This window comes from Bordetella trematum (assembly GCF_900078335.1).
Taxonomy (GTDB): Bacteria; Pseudomonadota; Gammaproteobacteria; order Burkholderiales; family Burkholderiaceae_B; genus Bordetella; species Bordetella trematum.
Window position 1 is genome coordinate 179,829 of sequence record NZ_FKBR01000009.1, and the last position, 16,668, is coordinate 196,496.

General features: G+C 64.7%; 15 protein-coding genes. 14 read left to right on the top strand and 1 reads right to left on the bottom strand.

Annotated features, from left to right (window positions below; genetic code table 11):
• The 7 genes from A7V84_RS03530 (at window position 1) to trmD (ending at window position 6,841) form a co-directional block, all read left to right on the top strand.
• Window positions 1-594: a prepilin-type N-terminal cleavage/methylation domain-containing protein gene (locus tag A7V84_RS03530; RefSeq protein WP_052125671.1), complete on the top strand. Its 594-nt coding sequence runs from the start codon at window positions 1-3 to the stop codon at window positions 592-594.
• Window positions 591-1,610 carry a prepilin-type N-terminal cleavage/methylation domain-containing protein gene (locus A7V84_RS03535; protein WP_063492480.1) on the top strand — a complete coding sequence of 340 codons (1,020 nt, stop codon included), beginning with the start codon at window positions 591-593 and terminating at the stop codon, window positions 1,608-1,610. Before A7V84_RS03530 ends, A7V84_RS03535 begins: the two co-directional genes overlap by 4 nt.
• A gap of 87 nt (window positions 1,611-1,697) precedes the next feature.
• A complete protein-coding gene (gene alaS / locus A7V84_RS03540) occupies window positions 1,698-4,319 on the top strand; it encodes an alanine--tRNA ligase (protein ID WP_025512595.1) in 2,622 nt (873 codons plus the stop codon).
• Window positions 4,306-4,557, top strand: coding sequence for a sulfurtransferase TusA family protein (locus tag A7V84_RS03545; protein WP_025512594.1), 252 nt, complete (start codon window positions 4,306-4,308; stop codon window positions 4,555-4,557). The genes alaS and A7V84_RS03545 overlap by 14 nt, the downstream gene beginning before the upstream one ends.
• Before the next feature lie 249 nt (window positions 4,558-4,806).
• Window positions 4,807-5,067 carry a 30S ribosomal protein S16 gene (gene rpsP, locus A7V84_RS03550; protein ID WP_025512593.1) on the top strand — a complete coding sequence of 87 codons (261 nt, stop codon included), beginning with the start codon at window positions 4,807-4,809 and terminating at the stop codon, window positions 5,065-5,067.
• Window positions 5,068-5,432: 365 nt separating this feature from the next.
• Entirely contained in the window at window positions 5,433-6,017 is a 585-nt protein-coding gene (gene rimM / locus A7V84_RS03555) for a ribosome maturation factor RimM (RefSeq protein ID WP_063492479.1), read from the top strand.
• Window positions 6,017-6,841, top strand: coding sequence for a tRNA (guanosine(37)-N1)-methyltransferase TrmD (gene trmD / locus A7V84_RS03560; protein ID WP_063492478.1), 825 nt, complete (start codon window positions 6,017-6,019; stop codon window positions 6,839-6,841). Before rimM ends, trmD begins: the two co-directional genes overlap by 1 nt.
• A gap of 71 nt (window positions 6,842-6,912) precedes the next feature.
• Here trmD and A7V84_RS03565 read toward each other — a convergent pair whose 3' ends face one another.
• On the bottom strand, window positions 6,913-9,792 hold the full coding sequence (locus A7V84_RS03565; RefSeq protein ID WP_025512590.1) for a valine--tRNA ligase: 2,880 nt from the start codon (window positions 9,790-9,792) through the stop codon (window positions 6,913-6,915).
• A gap of 305 nt (window positions 9,793-10,097) precedes the next feature.
• Here A7V84_RS03565 and ndk point away from each other — a divergent pair, with 305 nt between their 5' ends.
• The 7 genes from ndk to bamB are packed head-to-tail and all read left to right on the top strand — an operon-like array spanning window position 10,098 to window position 16,652.
• Window positions 10,098-10,523 carry a nucleoside-diphosphate kinase gene (gene ndk, locus A7V84_RS03570; protein ID WP_025512589.1) on the top strand — a complete coding sequence of 142 codons (426 nt, stop codon included), beginning with the start codon at window positions 10,098-10,100 and terminating at the stop codon, window positions 10,521-10,523.
• A 30-nt stretch (window positions 10,524-10,553) separates the two neighbouring features.
• Window positions 10,554-11,702 carry a dual-specificity RNA methyltransferase RlmN gene (rlmN, locus tag A7V84_RS03575; RefSeq protein WP_025512588.1) on the top strand — a complete coding sequence of 383 codons (1,149 nt, stop codon included), beginning with the start codon at window positions 10,554-10,556 and terminating at the stop codon, window positions 11,700-11,702.
• Window positions 11,699-12,193: a helix-turn-helix domain-containing protein gene (locus A7V84_RS03580; RefSeq protein WP_025512587.1), complete on the top strand. Its 495-nt coding sequence runs from the start codon at window positions 11,699-11,701 to the stop codon at window positions 12,191-12,193. Before rlmN ends, A7V84_RS03580 begins: the two co-directional genes overlap by 4 nt.
• 26 nt (window positions 12,194-12,219) lie before the next feature.
• On the top strand, window positions 12,220-13,506 hold the full coding sequence (ispG, locus tag A7V84_RS03585; RefSeq protein ID WP_025512586.1) for a flavodoxin-dependent (E)-4-hydroxy-3-methylbut-2-enyl-diphosphate synthase: 1,287 nt from the start codon (window positions 12,220-12,222) through the stop codon (window positions 13,504-13,506).
• Between the two features lie 51 nt (window positions 13,507-13,557).
• Window positions 13,558-14,844 carry a histidine--tRNA ligase gene (hisS, locus tag A7V84_RS03590; protein ID WP_025512585.1) on the top strand — a complete coding sequence of 429 codons (1,287 nt, stop codon included), beginning with the start codon at window positions 13,558-13,560 and terminating at the stop codon, window positions 14,842-14,844.
• Between the two features lie 3 nt (window positions 14,845-14,847).
• Window positions 14,848-15,489 carry a YfgM family protein gene (locus A7V84_RS03595; protein ID WP_025512584.1) on the top strand — a complete coding sequence of 214 codons (642 nt, stop codon included), beginning with the start codon at window positions 14,848-14,850 and terminating at the stop codon, window positions 15,487-15,489.
• Window positions 15,490-15,494: 5 nt separating this feature from the next.
• On the top strand, window positions 15,495-16,652 hold the full coding sequence (gene bamB / locus A7V84_RS03600; RefSeq protein WP_025512583.1) for an outer membrane protein assembly factor BamB: 1,158 nt from the start codon (window positions 15,495-15,497) through the stop codon (window positions 16,650-16,652).
• The last annotated feature ends 16 nt before the right edge of the window (window positions 16,653-16,668 follow it).

Here is a 16,668-nt window from a genome sequence, read left to right on the forward strand (position 1 = left end):
ATGGATTACGTGGCAAGGGCGGCGGCGATCGAGCGCCGCCAGCAGGGCTTTTCGCTGATCGAGGTGTCCGTGGTGGCCGCCATTTTGCTGATGGCGGCGGTCATCGGCGTGCCGGCCATTCATGGCTATGTGATCGAAAGCCGCGTGCCCAAACTGGCCGAGGAACTGCAACGCTTTGTCGTGCGCATGCGTATCCAGGCGGTGTCGGCGGGCGCGGCGCCGTACGCAGGCATGGACAATGCCATTCTGGCGCAGGCCTTGCAGGACTCAAGCGTGGTGTCGATCTCGGGGGAGGGGGCTTCCCGGGAGGTGAGGCATGGCCTGGGCGACGGTCGCATCACCCTGGCCAGCGCCACCCGGCCAGGCCAGCCTGTTGGCTCTGCCTTTACCTTGACCCTCGATAACGTTCATCCGGCGGCCTGCCCATCGCTGGCTTCGGCCTTGCAGCGTTTGGCCTTTCGCGTGAGCGTACAGGGCCGGGCGGCCGCCGTGCAGGTCAAGGACGACCTGGCTACCCCTGCGCGGCCCTATCAGCCCTTGTTGGCGGCCGCGCAATGCGGTTCCAGCAATCGTTTTGCCTTCACCTTTCCATGAAGCCGGCAGCGCAGCGCGGCTTTGCCCTGGTCGAACTGACGGCAGCCCTGGCGCTCAGCCTGCTGCTGGCCGTGTGGGCCGCCAGTCAGTGGGCCCGTCAGGCCGATGAACTGGCCGCCCGGGCCAGCGGCCAATGGATGGCGCAGGTGCGCCACGCCCTGGAGCAGGCGGTGCTGCTCGATCTGGGCGGCTGGCGTGGCGAGACGCCGGATAAACCGGTTTTTGCGCGCCCCGCCACGCCTGCGCTAGCCGAGTTACGGCAGGCCGGTCTGCTGCCGGCCGGGTTTCCCGACCATGCGCCACTGGGTTTTGGGGTTCGTCTGATGGTGCTTGCCGCAGCGGCTTGCCCGGGGGCAGGATGCCGGGTCGATGCCCTGGTGGTGGCGGGGCTGGCCTGGCGTTTGCCGGATGGCAGACCAGATGTGGTGCGCCTGGCGCCGCTGCTGCAAGAGCTTGGCGCGCGAGGAGGGCTTGCCGACGATCGCTTGCGTGGCGCCCAGTTCGCGTTTCCCAATCCGCCTCAGCCAGGCTTGCCGCTGATCCCGGCAGGCACTCCGTTGGCCTGGGCCGGCTCCAGCGGCGGCCTGGATCCTCGCTACGTTCATCGTGGGGATGCCCGTGATCCGCAATTGCGCGGTTCCTTGAGCGTGGCCGGATCCGTGATGGCGGGCGAGCGTCTGGCCGCAGGCGGGACACTCTGGGCCGGCGCACGGCGCACCCTGGGCCAGGCCTGCCTGGAAACCGGGGCGCTGGCTCAGGGCGATGCCGGAGAGTTGCTGCAATGCCACCGGGGCCGCTGGCGTCCGGGGGAGGGGGCGTTCGGCGGGGCTTTTGCACGCAACAACCGTTATGGTTGCGCCCTGTACAGCGGCGAGTCAGCGCGCAACCCCCTGGCAGGGCGTTGCGCCTGCCCGGCCGGTTTCGCTGCCGTGCCGGTCTCTTCAGGAGGAAAATGGACGGAAACCGAGGGCTGGACCACCGGATTCGTATGCGTAAGGGCGCTGCCGGGCTCCTGAAACCCGGCCCCAGGCCGGCCTCGGCTGGCAGGCACGCGCCTAGCCTCTATAATCAACGATTCGCCTAAATCCCCCGATTCATCCACGATGAAATCCTCTGAGATTCGCCAGAAGTTCCTTCAATTCTTCCAGTCCAAGGGACACACCATCGTGTCGTCTTCTTCACTGGTCCCGGGCAACGACCCCACGCTGTTGTTTACCAACTCCGGCATGGTGCAGTTCAAGGACGTGTTCACGGGCAAGGAGCAGCGGCCCTATGTGCGCGCGACCTCGTCGCAGCGCAGCGTGCGCGCCGGCGGCAAGCACAATGACCTGGAAAACGTCGGCTACACCGCGCGTCACCACACCTTCTTTGAAATGCTGGGCAATTTCAGCTTTGGCGACTATTTCAAGGAAGAGGCGATCCGCTACGCCTGGGAACTGCTGACCACGGTCTACAAGCTGCCGGTCGAAAAGCTGTGGGTCACGGTGTACCAGGAAGATGACGAGGCCTACGACATCTGGGCCAAGCAGATCGGCGTGCCGGCCGAGCGCATCATCCGCATCGGCGACAACAAGGGCGCCCGTTATGCTTCCGACAACTTCTGGCAGATGGGTGACACCGGCCCGTGCGGCCCGTGTACCGAGATCTTCTATGATCACGGCCCCGAGATCTGGGGCGGCCCTCCGGGCTCGCCCGAAGAGGACGGCGATCGCTATATCGAGATCTGGAACCTGGTGTTCATGCAGTTCGAGCGGGATGCCGCCGGCAACATGACTCGTCTGCCCAAGCCCTGTGTTGACACCGGTATGGGCCTGGAGCGCATTGCCGCCGTGCTGCAGCAGGTGCACTCGAACTACGAGATCGACCTGTTCCAGCACCTGATCGCCGCGGCTGCGCGCGAAACCGGGGTCAAGGACCTGCACGACAACTCGCTCAAGGTGATCGCCGATCATATCCGCGCCTGCGCGTTCCTGATCGTCGATGGCGTGATTCCGAGCAACGAGGGCCGTGGCTATGTGCTGCGCCGCATTGTGCGTCGTGCGCTGCGTCATGGCTACAAGCTGGGCCAGACCCAGCCGTTCTTCCATCGCCTGGTGCCGGATCTCGTGGCTGAAATGGGCGAGGCCTATCCCGAGCTTGCCAAGACCGCCGAGCGGGTGGGCCAGGTGCTCAAACAGGAAGAGGAGCGCTTTGGCGAAACGCTGGAGCACGGCATGAAGATTCTTGATGTGGCGCTGGCCGGCATCGAGAAGGGCAGCCTGCTCGACGGCACGACCCTGTTCACCTTGTATGACACCTACGGGTTCCCGGTAGATTTGACGGCCGACATCTGTCGCGAGCGCGGCGTCGAGATCGATATGCCGGGCTTCGAGGCCGCCATGGCGCGCCAGCGCGAACAGGCGCGTGCGGCCGGCAAGTTCAAGATGGCCGAAGGCTTGAGCTACGAGGGTGAGCAGACGCGCTTCGAGGGCTATGAGCAGCTCGAACTGAGCGACGTCAAGGTGACTGCCCTGTACGTCGACGGCACCCAGGTGGATGCCGTACAAGCCGGGCAACAGGCGGTGGTGGTGCTCGATGTCACCCCGTTCTATGCCGAGTCGGGTGGCCAGGTCGGTGATACCGGCCTGCTGCTGGGGGACGGTCAGCGTTTCGTCGTGGCGGACACGCTCAAGATTCAGGCCGGTGTATTTGGCCATCACGGGACCCTCGAAGCCGGGGCGCTCAAAGTGGGCGACACCCTGCTGGCCCGTGTGGATGCCGTGCGCCGCGCGCGCACCGTGCGCAACCACTCGGCTACCCACCTGATGCACAAGGCCCTGCGTGAAGTGCTGGGCGGCCATGTGCAGCAACGCGGCTCGCTGGTCGATCCCGACAAGACGCGTTTTGACTTCGCTCACGACGCGCCCATGACGGCCGAACAGATCGGCCGTGTCGAGGCGCTGGTCAATGCCGAAGTGCTGGCCAACCAGTCGACCCAGGCGCGCGTCATGGCCTATGACGACGCCGTCAAGGGTGGGGCCATGGCCCTGTTCGGAGAAAAATACGGCGACACCGTCCGTGTGCTGGACATCGGTTCCTCGCGCGAGCTCTGCGGCGGCACGCACGTCGGCCGCACGGGGGATATCGGCTTGTTCAAGATCGTGTCCGAAGGTGGCGTGGCGGCCGGCGTGCGCCGTGTCGAAGCAATCACCGGCGACAACGCCCTGGCGTGGGTGCAGGATCAGAATGCGCTGCTGCAGCGTGCTGCCAGCGTGCTGCGCACGCCGGTGAGCGAGTTGCCCGAGCGCATCGCGCTGGCCCAGGAGCAGATCAAGGCGCTCGAAAAAGAGCTGGACCAGATGCGCTCCAAGCTGGCGGCCAATGCCGGCAATGATCTGGCCGACAAGGCCGCGATCGAGATCAAGGGCGTGAAGGTGCTGGCCGCCATCGTCGCCGATACCGATCCCAAGGCGTTGCGGGGCATGGTCGACAACCTCAAGGACAAGCTCAAGTCCGGTGTGGTGTTGCTGGCGACCAGCGTCGACGGCAAGATCAGCGTGGTCGGCGGCGTGACGGCCGACCTGACCGGCAAGGTCAAGGCCGGAGACCTGGTGGGCTATGTGGCCGGGCGCATCGGGGGCAAGGGCGGTGGCCGTCCGGACATGGCCATGGGCGGCGGCACGGATGTTGCGGCCCTGGCCGATGCCGTGGCGAGCGTGCAGGGTTGGGTTCATGAGCGTCTTTGATCCTGCCGCGCCGGTCTATGACCTGGAGGTCGACGCCAGTGGCCTGAGTTGCCCCTTGCCGATTCTTCGCGCCAAGAAAGCCCTGGCGCAGATCGAGAGCGGACAGGTATTGCGGGTGATCACCACCGATGCCAAGGCCGAGCGCGATTTCCAGGCCTTTGCCGCCCAGAGCGGCAATGCCTTGCTGGCGCAGGTCAGCCAGCAAGGCAGCGTCGTGCACTATCTGCGTCGTCGCTGAGCGACGTTGCTGGCCGCCCGGGATGCGTCAAAGGGCAAAGTGGGTGTATGCTACGCCCCGGCGAGTCTGATGTGCTGCATCGGCTCGCTGCCAGTGACAGCGCCCGGAGTGTTGTTTGGCAGACAGTATTCGACCCCGCACGGCATTGTCGGCGGGCTATTTCGTCGGGAAAAAGCCAAGCCGTTTGCCATGTGGCCGGTTTAAATGCTAGAATTTCCCGTTTTTCACATCTAATTCAAGGGATTACCTATGGTGGTGATTCGTCTGGCCCGTGGCGGCTCGAAGAAGCGTCCGTTTTACAACCTGGTGGCTGCCGATTCGCGCAATCGTCGCGATGGCCGTTTCGTTGAGCGCGTGGGTTTCTACAATCCCGTGGGCGGCGAAGGCTCGGAAACCCTGCGTATCGCACTGGACCGCGTGAAGTACTGGACCGACAACGGCGCTCAGCTGTCGCCCTCCGTGGCTCGTCTGGTCAAGGAATACTCGGCCAAGGTTTCGGCGGCTGCCTAAGCTGGCTTGATGCCGCCTTTGGCGGCATTGGACCGGTAGCGTGGCCTGGCTTGAGCCGGGTGACCGCGTTGGCAGGCTCCCGCAGATGGCTGCTTGGGTCGAGGCCTGAGTGTGGCCCCGTCAAGCGGGTAGCCTGAGGAAAGATTGGTGTTGTGCCGGCCTGTTTGGCCGGCACTGCCATTTGTGCGGGCGGTTTGTCTGGACGCGCCCGTCGGGTATTGCGCATGGCCTGCCTGTGTGGTGTGGGCTGTCTGGCCTTGCCGGTGCGCTACATGCCCGGGCCGCCTGCTGTTCGCCGGCGGCCGGTATCTGATCGCCGCCTGCGTGTCGGGTGGTCGCATTGATTTCAAACTTCAGGGGCTCTCATGTCTGAACGTGCCGGTATGCCGCCTGCCGATCTGGTGGAACTGGGTCGCGTGGCGGGCGCTTATGGCGTCAAGGGCTGGATCAAGGTGGTGCCGCACTCTGCCCAGGCCGATGTGCTGCGGGCGGCGCGCCAATGGTGGTTGTTGCCTCCGGGGCGAGACCTGCAGACCGCGCGCGCCAGCGTCGTGCAGCAGTGTCGCGCGCATGGTGCGACGGCAGTCGCCCAGCTCGAGGGTGTGCAGGACCGTGACCAGGCCGAGGCGCTCAAGGGCGTTTCGGTTTGGGTGTCACGGGCGGCGTTTCCCAAGGTTGGCGATGATGAGTATTACTGGGTCGACCTGATCGGCTGCGAGCTCTATACCAGCGAGGCGGGCGAGCCTCAGCGGATCGGGGTGGTGCAGGAGGTGCTGGAAAGTCCGGCGCATGCCATTTTGCGGGTGCAGAGGCTCGATGCTGCAGGCGCGGCGGTGCTGGATGCCAAGGGGCGTGCCCGTGAAGTGCTGGTGCCATTCGTGGCGGCGCATATTGGCGCTGTCGATCTGGCGGCCCGCCGTATCGATAGCGATTGGCCGCTGGAAGACTGATGCGCATCGATGTCGTCACCCTGTTTCCGGAGATGTTCGCCGTGGTGCGGGATCTCGGGGTCAGCGGACGCGCGCACGGGCAGGGCCTGTGGTCCCTGCATACCTGGAATCCGCGTGACTTCACGACGGATGTGCACCGTACGGTCGATGATCGCCCGTATGGTGGCGGCCCGGGCATGGTGATGCTGGCGGCTCCGCTGGAGGCGGCGGTGGCGGCGGCGCAGGCGGCCCGGGCGCAGCAGGGGCTGGCGGCGGCGCCGGTGGCGCTGATGGCGCCCGTTGGCCGGCGCTACGATCAGCAGGCCGCGCAAGGTCTGGCGGCCAGTCAGGGGCTGATCCTGATTTGCGGTCGCTACGAAGGGCTGGATCAGCGCTTTATCGACCGCTGCGTGACATTGGAGATTTCGCTGGGCGACTTCGTGCTTTCGGGCGGGGAGATTGCGGCCCTGGCGGTGATCGATGCTGCGGTGCGGCTCTTGCCGGGCGCCCTGGGGGATGGGGATTCGGCCCTGCAGGATTCCTTTCACGAGGCGTCGTCGGGCTTGCTGGACAGCCCCCATTACACCCGGCCGGAGGTCTACGAGGGCGAGCCGGTGCCGGCTGAGCTGATGAGTGGGCATCATGCCCGGATCGCTCGCTGGCGGCGCGATCAATCATTGCGATTGACGCTGGCGCGTCGGCCGGAGTTGATCGTTCAGGCGCGCGAGCGGGGGTGGCTGGATCATAACGACGAATGCCTGCTGGCGCAGGAAGAGGGGCGCGCGCCCCCGCCGGATCCGCGTGCGCGTAAGCGCGCGCGCCGCAAGCCGCCCGAGACGGCCTGATGAAAAAAAACCGCCAGACATAGTCTGGCGGGTTTTTTTCTGGTGGCCTGCCAGGGCAGGCCGATGCCGGATCAGCGGCTGAGCTTGCTGCGCTGTTCGCGCACTTTGGTCAGGGTTTCGTTGAACTGGCCGACGCGAGCCTGCTCCTGCTGGACAACCGCCGCCGGAGCGCGTTCGACGAAGCTGGGATTGGACAGCTTGCCATTGGCTTTGGCGATCTCGCCTTCCAGGCGGGCGATTTCCTTGTCCAGGCGGGCGCACTCGGCCGCCACGTCGATTTCGACGTGCAGCATCAGGCGGGCATCGCCCACCACCTGCACGGGCGCGCCGGCGTCAGGCAGCGTGTCTGCCACGTCCACCTGGCTCAGCTTGGCCAGCGCTGCCAGATAGGGTGCGTTGCGCTTGAGCATGGTCGCATCGCCCTGGGCGATGAGCGGCACGCGCTGTGCGGGCGACAGGTTCATTTCGCCACGCAGGGCGCGAACGGCCTCAACCTGTGCCTTGAGCTCGGCGACGGCAGCCTCGGCCTGCGCGTCCACGGCCTCGGGGTTGGCGCGCGGATAGGGTTGCACGCTGACGCTGCCCGGCTCATCGGCGCGACGCTTGCCGGCCACCACCGAGACTTTCTGCCACAGTTCTTCGGTGATGAACGGGATGATGGGGTGGGCCAGGCGCAGCACCGCCTCCAGCACGCGGATCAGCGTGCGTCGGGTTCCCAGTTGCTGGGCCGGCGTGCCGGTCTGGATCTGCACCTTGGCCAGTTCGACGTACCAGTCGCAATACTCATCCCAGACGTAGCGGTACAGGGCATTGGCGACGTTGTCGAAGCGGTAGTCGGCGAACCCGCGCTCGATATCGCTCTCGAGCGTCTGCAACTGGCTGACGATCCAGCGGTCGGCAAAGGACAGCTCGCCTGTCTCTTCGCCGTGCAGCGCATGGCCTTCGGTGTTCATCAGCACGAAGCGGGTGGCGTTCCAGAGCTTGTTGCAGAAGTTGCGGTAGCCCTCGCAGCGCTTGAGATCGAAGTTCATGTTGCGGCCCAGCGTGGCATAGGCCGCCATGGTGAAGCGCAGCGCATCCGTGCCGAATGCCGGGATGCCGTCAGGGAACTGGCGGCGAGTGGCCTTTTCGATGGCGCCGGCCTGCTTGGGGTTCATCAGGCCATAGGTGCGCTTGGCGACCAGCTTCTCCAGGTCGATGCCGTCGATGAGGTCCACCGGGTCCAGGGTGTTGCCCTTGGACTTGCTCATCTTCTGGCCCTCGGCGTCGAGGATCAGCCCGTGCACATAGACGTGCTTGAAGGGGATCTTGCCGGTCATGTGCATCGTCAGCATGACCATGCGCGCGACCCAGAAGAAGATGATGTCAAAGCCGGTCACCAGAACGCTGGACGGCAGATAGCGCGCCAGATCTTCGGTTTTTTCGGGCCAGCCGAGGGTGGTGAAAGGCACCAGCGCCGAGGAGAACCAGGTGTCGAGCACGTCGGGGTCGCGCTTGAGCGGGCCTTGGACGCCAGCCGCACGGGCCTGCTCCAGGGCTTCCTGCTCGGAGTGGGCCACGAAGCATTGGCCGTCTTCGGCGTACCAGGCGGGAATCTGGTGGCCCCACCAGAGCTGGCGCGAGATGCACCAGTCCTGGATGTTGTTGAGCCACTGGTTGTAGATGGTGGTCCAGTTTTCCGGGTAGAACTGGATGCTGCCGTCGGCCACCGCCTGCAGTGCGACTTCGGTGATGCTCTTGCCCGGATTGCGGGTGCCTTCGGGGGCGGGCTTGCTCATGGCGACGAACCACTGGTCGGTCAGCATGGGTTCGAGCACCACGCCGGTGCGATCTCCCTTGGGCTGCATCATGCGATGCGGCTCGACCTTGACCAGGTAGCCCTCGGCCTCCAGTTGCGCGACCACCGCCTTGCGCGCTTCGTAGCGCTCCAGGCCGCGGAACTGTTCCGGGCCGTTGTCGTTGATGTGCGCGTCGAGCGTGAAGATCACGATGAGCGGCAGGTTGTGCCGCATGGCGCAGGCATAGTCGTTGAAGTCGTGCGCGCCGGTGATCTTGACGCAGCCGGTGCCGAACTCAGGGTCGACGAAATCGTCTGCGATGATGGGGATGTTGCGGTCGCACAGGGGCAGTTCGACCAGCTTGCCGACCAGGTGCTGGTAGCGCGGATCTTCGGGGTGCACGCAAAGCGCGCCGTCGGCCAGCATGGTCTCGGGGCGCGTGGTGGCAATCGTGAGCCCGCGCAGCGTGACGGTGTTGCCGTCCTTGTCCGTGATGGTCTGCGGGCCGTCGACGAAGGGGTAGAGGATGTGCCACATGTGGCCATCCGTTTCTTCGGACTGTACTTCCAGATCCGAGACGGCAGTCAGCAGCTTCGGGTCCCAGTTGACCAGGCGCTTGCCGCGGTAGATCAGCCCTTGGCGGTACAGCTCCACGAACGTCTCGAGCACGCCGCGCGACATGCGTTCGTCCATGGTGAAGTACTCGCGCGGCCAGTCGGCCGAGGCGCCCAGGCGGCGCACCTGGCTGGTGATGGTGTTGCCGGACTGCTCCTTCCAGCTCCACACCTTCTCGATGAAGCGCTCGCGTCCCAGATCGTGGCGCGACAGCTTCTGGGCGTCCAGCTGGCGCTCGACCACGATCTGCGTGGCGATGCCGGCGTGATCGGTGCCGGGAATGAAGACTGTGTCGTCGCCCGACATGCGGCGATAGCGGATCAGTCCATCCATGATGGTCTGGTTAAAGGCGTGCCCCATGTGCAGGGTGCCCGTCACATTGGGAGGCGGGAACTGGATGCAATAAGGCTTTCCTTCCGTCCCTGTTTCTACGTGCCGGCCGGCCTGGAAATAACCGCGTTGGTTCCATACGTCGTACCAGCGGGATTCGATGTCGGAGGGCTCGAAGCTCTTGGAGAGCTCCGGGGAATCGTTCTTGGGATCGGCAGCTTGAGTCATTACGGGTTTCCGGCAGGCATAGGCCTGGGGTGATAAAAAAGACCAGGCAAACAGTTGATTTTAAGGTGTATTAGCTTCTTGTCGCCGTGTTAGAATGCCGGGTTACTGTAAACCTTTTAGAAGTCCCTGTTTTCATTGGATAAATCTGACTGGTTGGCAGTGCCGAATCCGGGAATCGACGAGTCCGGGCGCTTGAGTCGCGCCTGGCGCCTGGTAAACGCAGGCCGCGCCGCGCGCTTTTTGGCCGGGCGATTCCGCTCGTCGAACCTATCAGCAAAACTGTCTCAGCAGACTTTGGAGTTTCCATGTCGATTCAACGTACCCTTTCGATCATCAAGCCCGACGCCGTCGCCAAGAACGTCATCGGCCAGATCGTCGCCCGCTTCGAGCAGGCCGGCCTGAAGGTGATCGCTGCCCGCCTGCAGCAACTGTCGCGCGCCGACGCCGAGCGTTTCTACGCCGTGCACAAAGAGCGCCCCTTCTTCAAGGACCTGGTCGACTTCATGGTCTCGGGCCCGGTGTTCGTGCAGGTGCTGGAAGGCGAGAACGCCATCCAGAAGAACCGTGACCTGATGGGCGCGACCGATCCCAAGAAGGCCGAAGCCGGCACCATCCGCGCCGACTTTGCCGACAGCATCGACGCCAACGCCGTGCACGGCTCGGACGCTCCGGAAACGGCTGCCGTCGAAGTCGCTTTCTTCTTCCCCGAAATCAACATCCACAGCCGTTGATTTCAGGCACGTCGGTCAGGCAAGTCAATCATGGATAGCGTCGAACCAATCAATCTGCTGGGCATGGATGCCAAGGCCCTGGCCGAGCTTGTGGGCCAATGGGGTGGCAAGCCGTTTCGCGCCCGCCAGCTGCAGCGCTGGATTCATCAGCGCGGCGAGGATTCGTTCGACGCCATGAGCGACCTGGCGCGCGAGTTTCGCGCGCAGCTGGCCGGCCAGTGCATGATCCGGGCGCTGCCGGTCACCACCGAGCAGCGCTCGACCGATGGCACGCGCAAATGGCTCTTCGATGTGGGCCAGGGCAACGCCATTGAAACCGTCTTCATTCCCGAAGACGACCGAGGCACGCTGTGCATCTCCAGCCAGGCCGGCTGCGTGGTGAACTGCCGCTTCTGCTCTACCGGGCACCAGGGCTTCAATCGCAATCTCAAGACCAGCGAAATCATCGGTCAGCTGTGGTGGGCCAAGCGCGTGCTGGAGGCCGACATCGGCACCGCGCGTCTGGCAGGCGCCGCCAGCGATGACACGCGGGTCATCAGCAATGTCGTCATGATGGGCATGGGCGAGCCGCTGCTCAACTACGACCAGGTATTGCCGGCGCTGCGTCTGATGCTCGACGACAACGCCTATGGCCTGTCGCGCCGCCGGGTGACGGTTTCCACATCGGGCGTGGTCCCCATGATGGATCGTCTTTCCCAGGACTGTCCGGTGGCGCTGGCCGTCTCGCTGCATGCGCCCAACGATGCGCTGCGCGATGAGCTGGTGCCGCTGAACCGCAAGTACCCCCTGAAAATGCTGCTGGAAGCCTGCGAGCGCTATCTCGCCCATGCTCCGCGCGATTTCATCACTTTCGAATACTGCATGCTGGATGGCATCAACGATACCGACCAGCATGCCAAGGAGCTGGCTCAGCTTGCCCGCCAGGTGCGTTGCAAGCTGAACCTGATTCCGTTCAATCCTTTCCCTGCCTCTGGCCTGAAGCGCTCGCCCGCGCCGAGGGTCAAGGTATTTGCCCAGCGCCTCATGGACATGGGCATCATTACGACCGTTCGCAAGACGCGCGGTGACGACATCGATGCCGCCTGTGGCCAGCTGGCTGGCGAAGTCAAGGATCGCACCCGCATCACCGAACGCAACGCTGCCACTCGATCCATTCCCATCAGACAGGTGCATGCATGACCCAGGATTCCGCAAAGGCTGCTTCCTTCTCCCCCGTCGCGCCCGCGGTAGCTGGCGGCGGCAGTGTAGGGGCGGCCTTGCGGGACTTGCGTGTGGCAAAGGGGTGGTCCCTCGAAGACGTATCCAATCGGATCAAGTTCTCCGTGCGCCAGATCGATGCGCTGGAGCGCGAGCAATGGGACGAGCTGCCTACCGGAGTTTCCCTGCGCGGTCTGATGCGCAACTATGCGCGCCTGCTGGGTGCTGACGGAACGGCCGTGGTGGCCTCGCTCGATGGCGAGGCGCGGGCCGTGGTATCCGCCAATCTGGGCGCCAACCGCAACCTTCACAGCGGTGGCCTGCCTGTCGATGAAGAGCGCAGTTCCAGTTCCTGGGGCTGGATTCTCGTGATCATTGCGCTGGTCGCGGTCGGTGTGGGCTATGCCTTCTGGCAAGGCTGGTTGCCGCAGCAATGGCTGCCGACGCAGTGGTTTTCCAAACTGAATCCGTAAACCGGATTTTCATGAGCCGGACCAACATGCAAGAGTCGTCCCTTCCGTGTCAGGATGTGCCTCCGCCAGAGGCCGGCCCCCTGGCGCGCCGCCTGACGCGCGCCGTCCAGGTCAAGTGGGGTGAGCATATCGTCGCTGTCGGCGGCGGCCATCCGGTCGTGGTGCAGTCCATGACCAATACCGATACCGCGGATGCGGTAGCCACGGCCATCCAGGTCAAGGAGCTGGTGCAGGCGGGTTCCGAGATCGTGCGCATCACGGTCAATACCCCCGAGGCGGCGCGCGAGGTTATTGCCATTCGCGAGCAGCTCGACCGCATGAATGTGCCGGTGCCGCTGGTGGGGGATTTCCATTACAACGGGCACAAGCTGCTGACTCAGTTTCCCGATTGCGCCCAGGCCCTTTCCAAGTACCGCATCAACCCCGGCAACATGGGGGGCGGCAAGCGCCGCGACGATAACTTCGCCCAGATGATCGAAGTTGCCTGCCGCCATGACAAGCCGGTGCGCATCGGCGTGAACTGGGGCAGCCTGGATCACGAGCTGATGGCTCGCAAGATGGACGACAACAGCCGCCGCAGCCAGCCTTGGGAGGCCCGGGCGGTCATGCGCGATGCGCTCGTGGTCTCGGCCATCAGCAATGCGCAGCGCGCCGAAGAGCTCGGGCTGCGCGGGGATGCCATTGTGCTGTCCTGCAAGGTCAGCCATGTCCAGGACCTCATTGCCGTCTATCGCGATCTTTCCGCACGCTGTGACTACCCCTTGCATCTCGGGCTGACCGAGGCCGGCATGGGCAGCAAGGGCATCGTGGCCTCGACGGCAGCGCTGGCGGTGCTGCTGCAGGAAGGCATTGGCGATACCATCCGCATTTCCCTGACGCCCGAGCCAGGCGGCGATCGTGGCCGCGAGGCCATCGTGGCCCAGGAAATCCTTCAAACCATGGGCTTGCGCGCTTTCACGCCCATGGTGGTGGCCTGTCCCGGCTGCGGCCGTACCAGCAGTACCTTCTTCCAGGAACTGGCCGATAGCATTCAGACCTTCCTGCGCCGGCAGATGCCCGTGTGGCGTACCCGTTATCCCGGTGTGGAAAGCATGAATGTGGCGGTCATGGGTTGTGTGGTCAACGGCCCGGGTGAAAGCCGCCATGCCGATATCGGCATCAGCCTGCCCGGCACCGGTGAGGTGCCGTCCGCGCCCGTCTTCATCGATGGCGAGCGCACGGTCACGCTCAAGGGCGATCATATCGCCGCCGAGTTCCAGGCCATAGTCGAAGACTACGTCGCGCGCCGTTATGGCGCCGGCGTTTCCCATTAAGTACAAGGACCAGGCCGGCGCAGCGTGCGCGCCGCCGGCTCGACGACAGAGATGACGCAAGCTTTCCAGAAAGTCTCCGCGATCCGCGGGATGAACGATGTATTGCCGGGCGCCGGCGCCCAGTGGGAGCAGTTCGAGGATATCGTGCGCCAATGGCTGCACGGTTATGGCTATCGCAATGTGCGCACCCCCATCCTGGAGCACACCCGCCTGTTTACGCGCGGCATTGGCGAAGTGACCGATATCGTCGAGAAGGAAATGTATACCTTCACCGACGCGCTCAATGGCGAGTCCCTCACGATGCGCCCGGAAATGACCGCCGGCGTGGTGCGTGCGGCCATCGAGCACAACATGCTCTATGACCGTCCGCAGCGCGTTTATTCGATCGGGCCGGTGTTTCGTCATGAGCGGCCCCAGCGGGGTCGCTATCGCCAGTTTCACCAGATCGACGTCGAAGCGCTCGGCTTCAGCGGCCCGGACATCGATGCCGAACTGATCATCATGCTGGCGCGTCTGTGGAAGACGCTCGGCCTGAGCGATGTGCGCCTGGAACTCAATTCGCTGGGTCAGCCTGCCGAGCGCGCCGCGCATCGCGCGGCGCTCATCGAGTATCTGGAACAGCACGCCGACATTCTCGACGAGGACGGCAAGCGGCGTCTGTACACCAACCCCTTGCGCGTGCTGGACACCAAGAACCCGGCCCTGCAGGACATGGCCAATGGCGCGCCGCGCCTGTTCGATTTCCTGGGCGAGGCGTCGCGCGCCCACTTCGACGGTGTCTGCCAGCGGTTGGATGACGCCGGGATCTCATACAGTCTGAATCCGCGTCTGGTGCGCGGGCTGGACTACTACAACCTGACCGTTTTCGAATGGGTCACCGATCGTCTTGGGGCCCAGGGAACCGTCTGCGGCGGCGGTCGCTACGACGGCCTGATCGAACTGCTGGGGGGCAAGACTGCGCCGGCGGTAGGGTTCGCCATCGGCATGGAGCGTCTGCTTGATCTGTGGGAGCAGTGCGCCACGCAGGCCGCGCCCGCCGAGTGCGAGGTGTATATCGTGCACCAGGGCGAGGCCGCCCAGCGTCTGGCCGCTCAAGTGGGCGAGCGTCTGCGCGATGTCGGCCTGTCGGTCATCGTTCATGCCGGTGCGGGCAGTTTCAAATCCCAGTTCAAGCGCGCCGACGCCAGCGGAGCCCGCGTTGCGGTTATTCTTGGCGACGACGAAGTGGCCAACCAGGTTGCCAGCGTGAAACTCCTGCGTGCCGAACCGGGCGCGGAGGGCGCGCAGCAGACCGTGGCACTGAGCGAGCTGGCGGACGTACTGAAATCCAAGGATTAAGGCATGGCATACGATCTTGAAGAGCAGGAAAAACTCGACGCAATCAAAGCCTGGTGGGCGCGCTACGGCACCTTGTTGCTGTCTATCGTCACGGTGATCGTGGTCGCCTGGGGAAGCTGGAAGGGGTGGAAAACCTACGAGAACTATCGCGCCAATCAGGCCATGGGTTACTTCGAGGCGCTTGAAGATGCGGCCCGGCAGGACGGCGGCGCCGATTCTGCGGCCCGCATCACCGCCGCGGTCAATACGCTGCGTGCCGACTATCCCAAAACCGGCTATGCCGGTCGGGGAGTGCTGATCGCCGCCACGGCGTTGCTCAAGCAGAACGATGTCGCTGGCGCTCGCCAGCAGCTGGAGTGGCTCGCCGCCCAGGACAGCCAGCCAGCCTTGCAGCCGGTTGCGCGTCTGCGTCTGGCAGGCCTGTTGCTGGATCAGAAGCAATACGACGCCGCGCTGGCGCAGCTGAATAATCCGCCGGCCGCGTTTGCCGCCTTGTTCGCCGATCGCCGGGGCGATATCCTGGCCGCCCAGGGCAAGCACGAAGAGGCGCGCCAGGCCTGGCAGCAAGCCATCGATGGCCTGGGGACGGCCAATCCCCTGACCCAGGTCGTGCAACTGAAACTTGATGCCTTGACGGGGGCTTGATCGCGATGCGTATTTCCATTTCCGGCCGTGCCTGGCGCGGCGCTCTGCTCGTCAGCGGCTTGCTGGCGCTGTCCGGTTGCTCCCTGTTTTCCAGTTCAGACAAACGCTATGAACCCGCGCCCCTGACCGAATACACGCCTGGCATGGCGGTGCGTTCGGTGTGGTCGCAATCCATCGGCAGCGGTTCGGGCCTGGGCTTTGCCCCGACGGTGTTGGGCGAGGCGGTCTACGCCGCCACGCCGGATGGGTCGGTGGTCAAGGTGGATCTGCTCAGTGGCCGCATTCTCTGGAAGGGCTCGGCCAACACCAAGCTGTCGGCCGGTGCCGGCAGCGATGGTCAGACCACCGCAGTGGCCTCGCCGACCGGCGAAGTGATCGCCTTTGATGACGAGGGCAAGGTGAAGTGGCGCGCCCAGGCTTCCAGCGATGTGGCGATTCCGCCGGTCGTGGGCTATGGCCTGGTCGTGGTGCGCAGCGGCGACTATCGCATCCAGGCTTTTGATGCCAACAGCGGCGAACGCCTCTGGAGCCTGCAGCGGCCGGGGCCGGCGCTGGCTTTGCGCAGCGTGGCGCAGATGATCATGGCCGAGGGCCTGGTCATCACCGGTCTGCCGGGTGGCAAGCTGATGGCCATCGATGCCGCTTCGGGTAACGTGCAATGGGAAGGCACCGTGGCGACTCCCAAGGGTGCCAGCGATCTCGAGCGGCTTACCGACGTCGTCGGCCAGCCGCGCGTGGTCGGGCCATTGCTGTGCGCGGTGGCCTACCAGGGCCGCATTGTGTGCTTCGATGTCACGCAGGGCGGCCGTGCCGTCTGGGCCAAGGATTTCTCCAGCGCTACCGGCATGAACGTCGATGATCGCTTCGCCTTCGCCAGCGATCAGTCCAGCGTGGTGTACGCCTTCGGCCTCGATAATGGCGTCAACGTCTGGAAGCAGGACGCGCTCAAGAACCGCGGCCTGACGGCTCCGGCCATGATCAGCGGCGCGCTGGCCCTTGGCGATCTCGACGGTTACGTCCATTTCCTGTCGCGCAGCGACGGCCAGTTGCTGGCCCGTCTGTCCGTGGGCGGCGGCGCCATTGTCTCGCCGCCTCAGTCCACGCCGCAGGGCGTGGTGGTCCAGACCGGCAACGGTAATCTGGTCCTGATCGCCAATCACTGAACTATTTAAAGCAAAA

What these genes read in the sequence shown, in the direction of transcription:
- trmD (WP_063492478.1), top strand. Translation starts at nt 6,017, where the DNA reads ATGCGCATCGATGTCGTCACCCTGTTTCCGGAGATGTTCGCCGTGGTG.
- ndk (WP_025512589.1), top strand. Translation starts at nt 10,098, where the DNA reads ATGTCGATTCAACGTACCCTTTCGATCATCAAGCCCGACGCCGTCGCC.
- A7V84_RS03545 (WP_025512594.1), top strand. Translation starts at nt 4,306, where the DNA reads ATGAGCGTCTTTGATCCTGCCGCGCCGGTCTATGACCTGGAGGTCGAC.
- rimM (WP_063492479.1), top strand. Translation starts at nt 5,433, where the DNA reads ATGTCTGAACGTGCCGGTATGCCGCCTGCCGATCTGGTGGAACTGGGT.
- A7V84_RS03535 (WP_063492480.1), top strand. Translation starts at nt 591, where the DNA reads ATGAAGCCGGCAGCGCAGCGCGGCTTTGCCCTGGTCGAACTGACGGCA.
- A7V84_RS03530 (WP_052125671.1), top strand. Translation starts at nt 1, where the DNA reads ATGGATTACGTGGCAAGGGCGGCGGCGATCGAGCGCCGCCAGCAGGGC.
- hisS (WP_025512585.1), top strand. Translation starts at nt 13,558, where the DNA reads ATGACGCAAGCTTTCCAGAAAGTCTCCGCGATCCGCGGGATGAACGAT.
- rpsP (WP_025512593.1), top strand. Translation starts at nt 4,807, where the DNA reads ATGGTGGTGATTCGTCTGGCCCGTGGCGGCTCGAAGAAGCGTCCGTTT.
- A7V84_RS03595 (WP_025512584.1), top strand. Translation starts at nt 14,848, where the DNA reads ATGGCATACGATCTTGAAGAGCAGGAAAAACTCGACGCAATCAAAGCC.
- rlmN (WP_025512588.1), top strand. Translation starts at nt 10,554, where the DNA reads ATGGATAGCGTCGAACCAATCAATCTGCTGGGCATGGATGCCAAGGCC.
- bamB (WP_025512583.1), top strand. Translation starts at nt 15,495, where the DNA reads ATGCGTATTTCCATTTCCGGCCGTGCCTGGCGCGGCGCTCTGCTCGTC.
- ispG (WP_025512586.1), top strand. Translation starts at nt 12,220, where the DNA reads ATGCAAGAGTCGTCCCTTCCGTGTCAGGATGTGCCTCCGCCAGAGGCC.
- A7V84_RS03565 (WP_025512590.1), bottom strand. Translation starts at nt 9,792, where the DNA reads ATGACTCAAGCTGCCGATCCCAAGAACGATTCCCCGGAGCTCTCCAAG.
- A7V84_RS03580 (WP_025512587.1), top strand. Translation starts at nt 11,699, where the DNA reads ATGACCCAGGATTCCGCAAAGGCTGCTTCCTTCTCCCCCGTCGCGCCC.
- alaS (WP_025512595.1), top strand. Translation starts at nt 1,698, where the DNA reads ATGAAATCCTCTGAGATTCGCCAGAAGTTCCTTCAATTCTTCCAGTCC.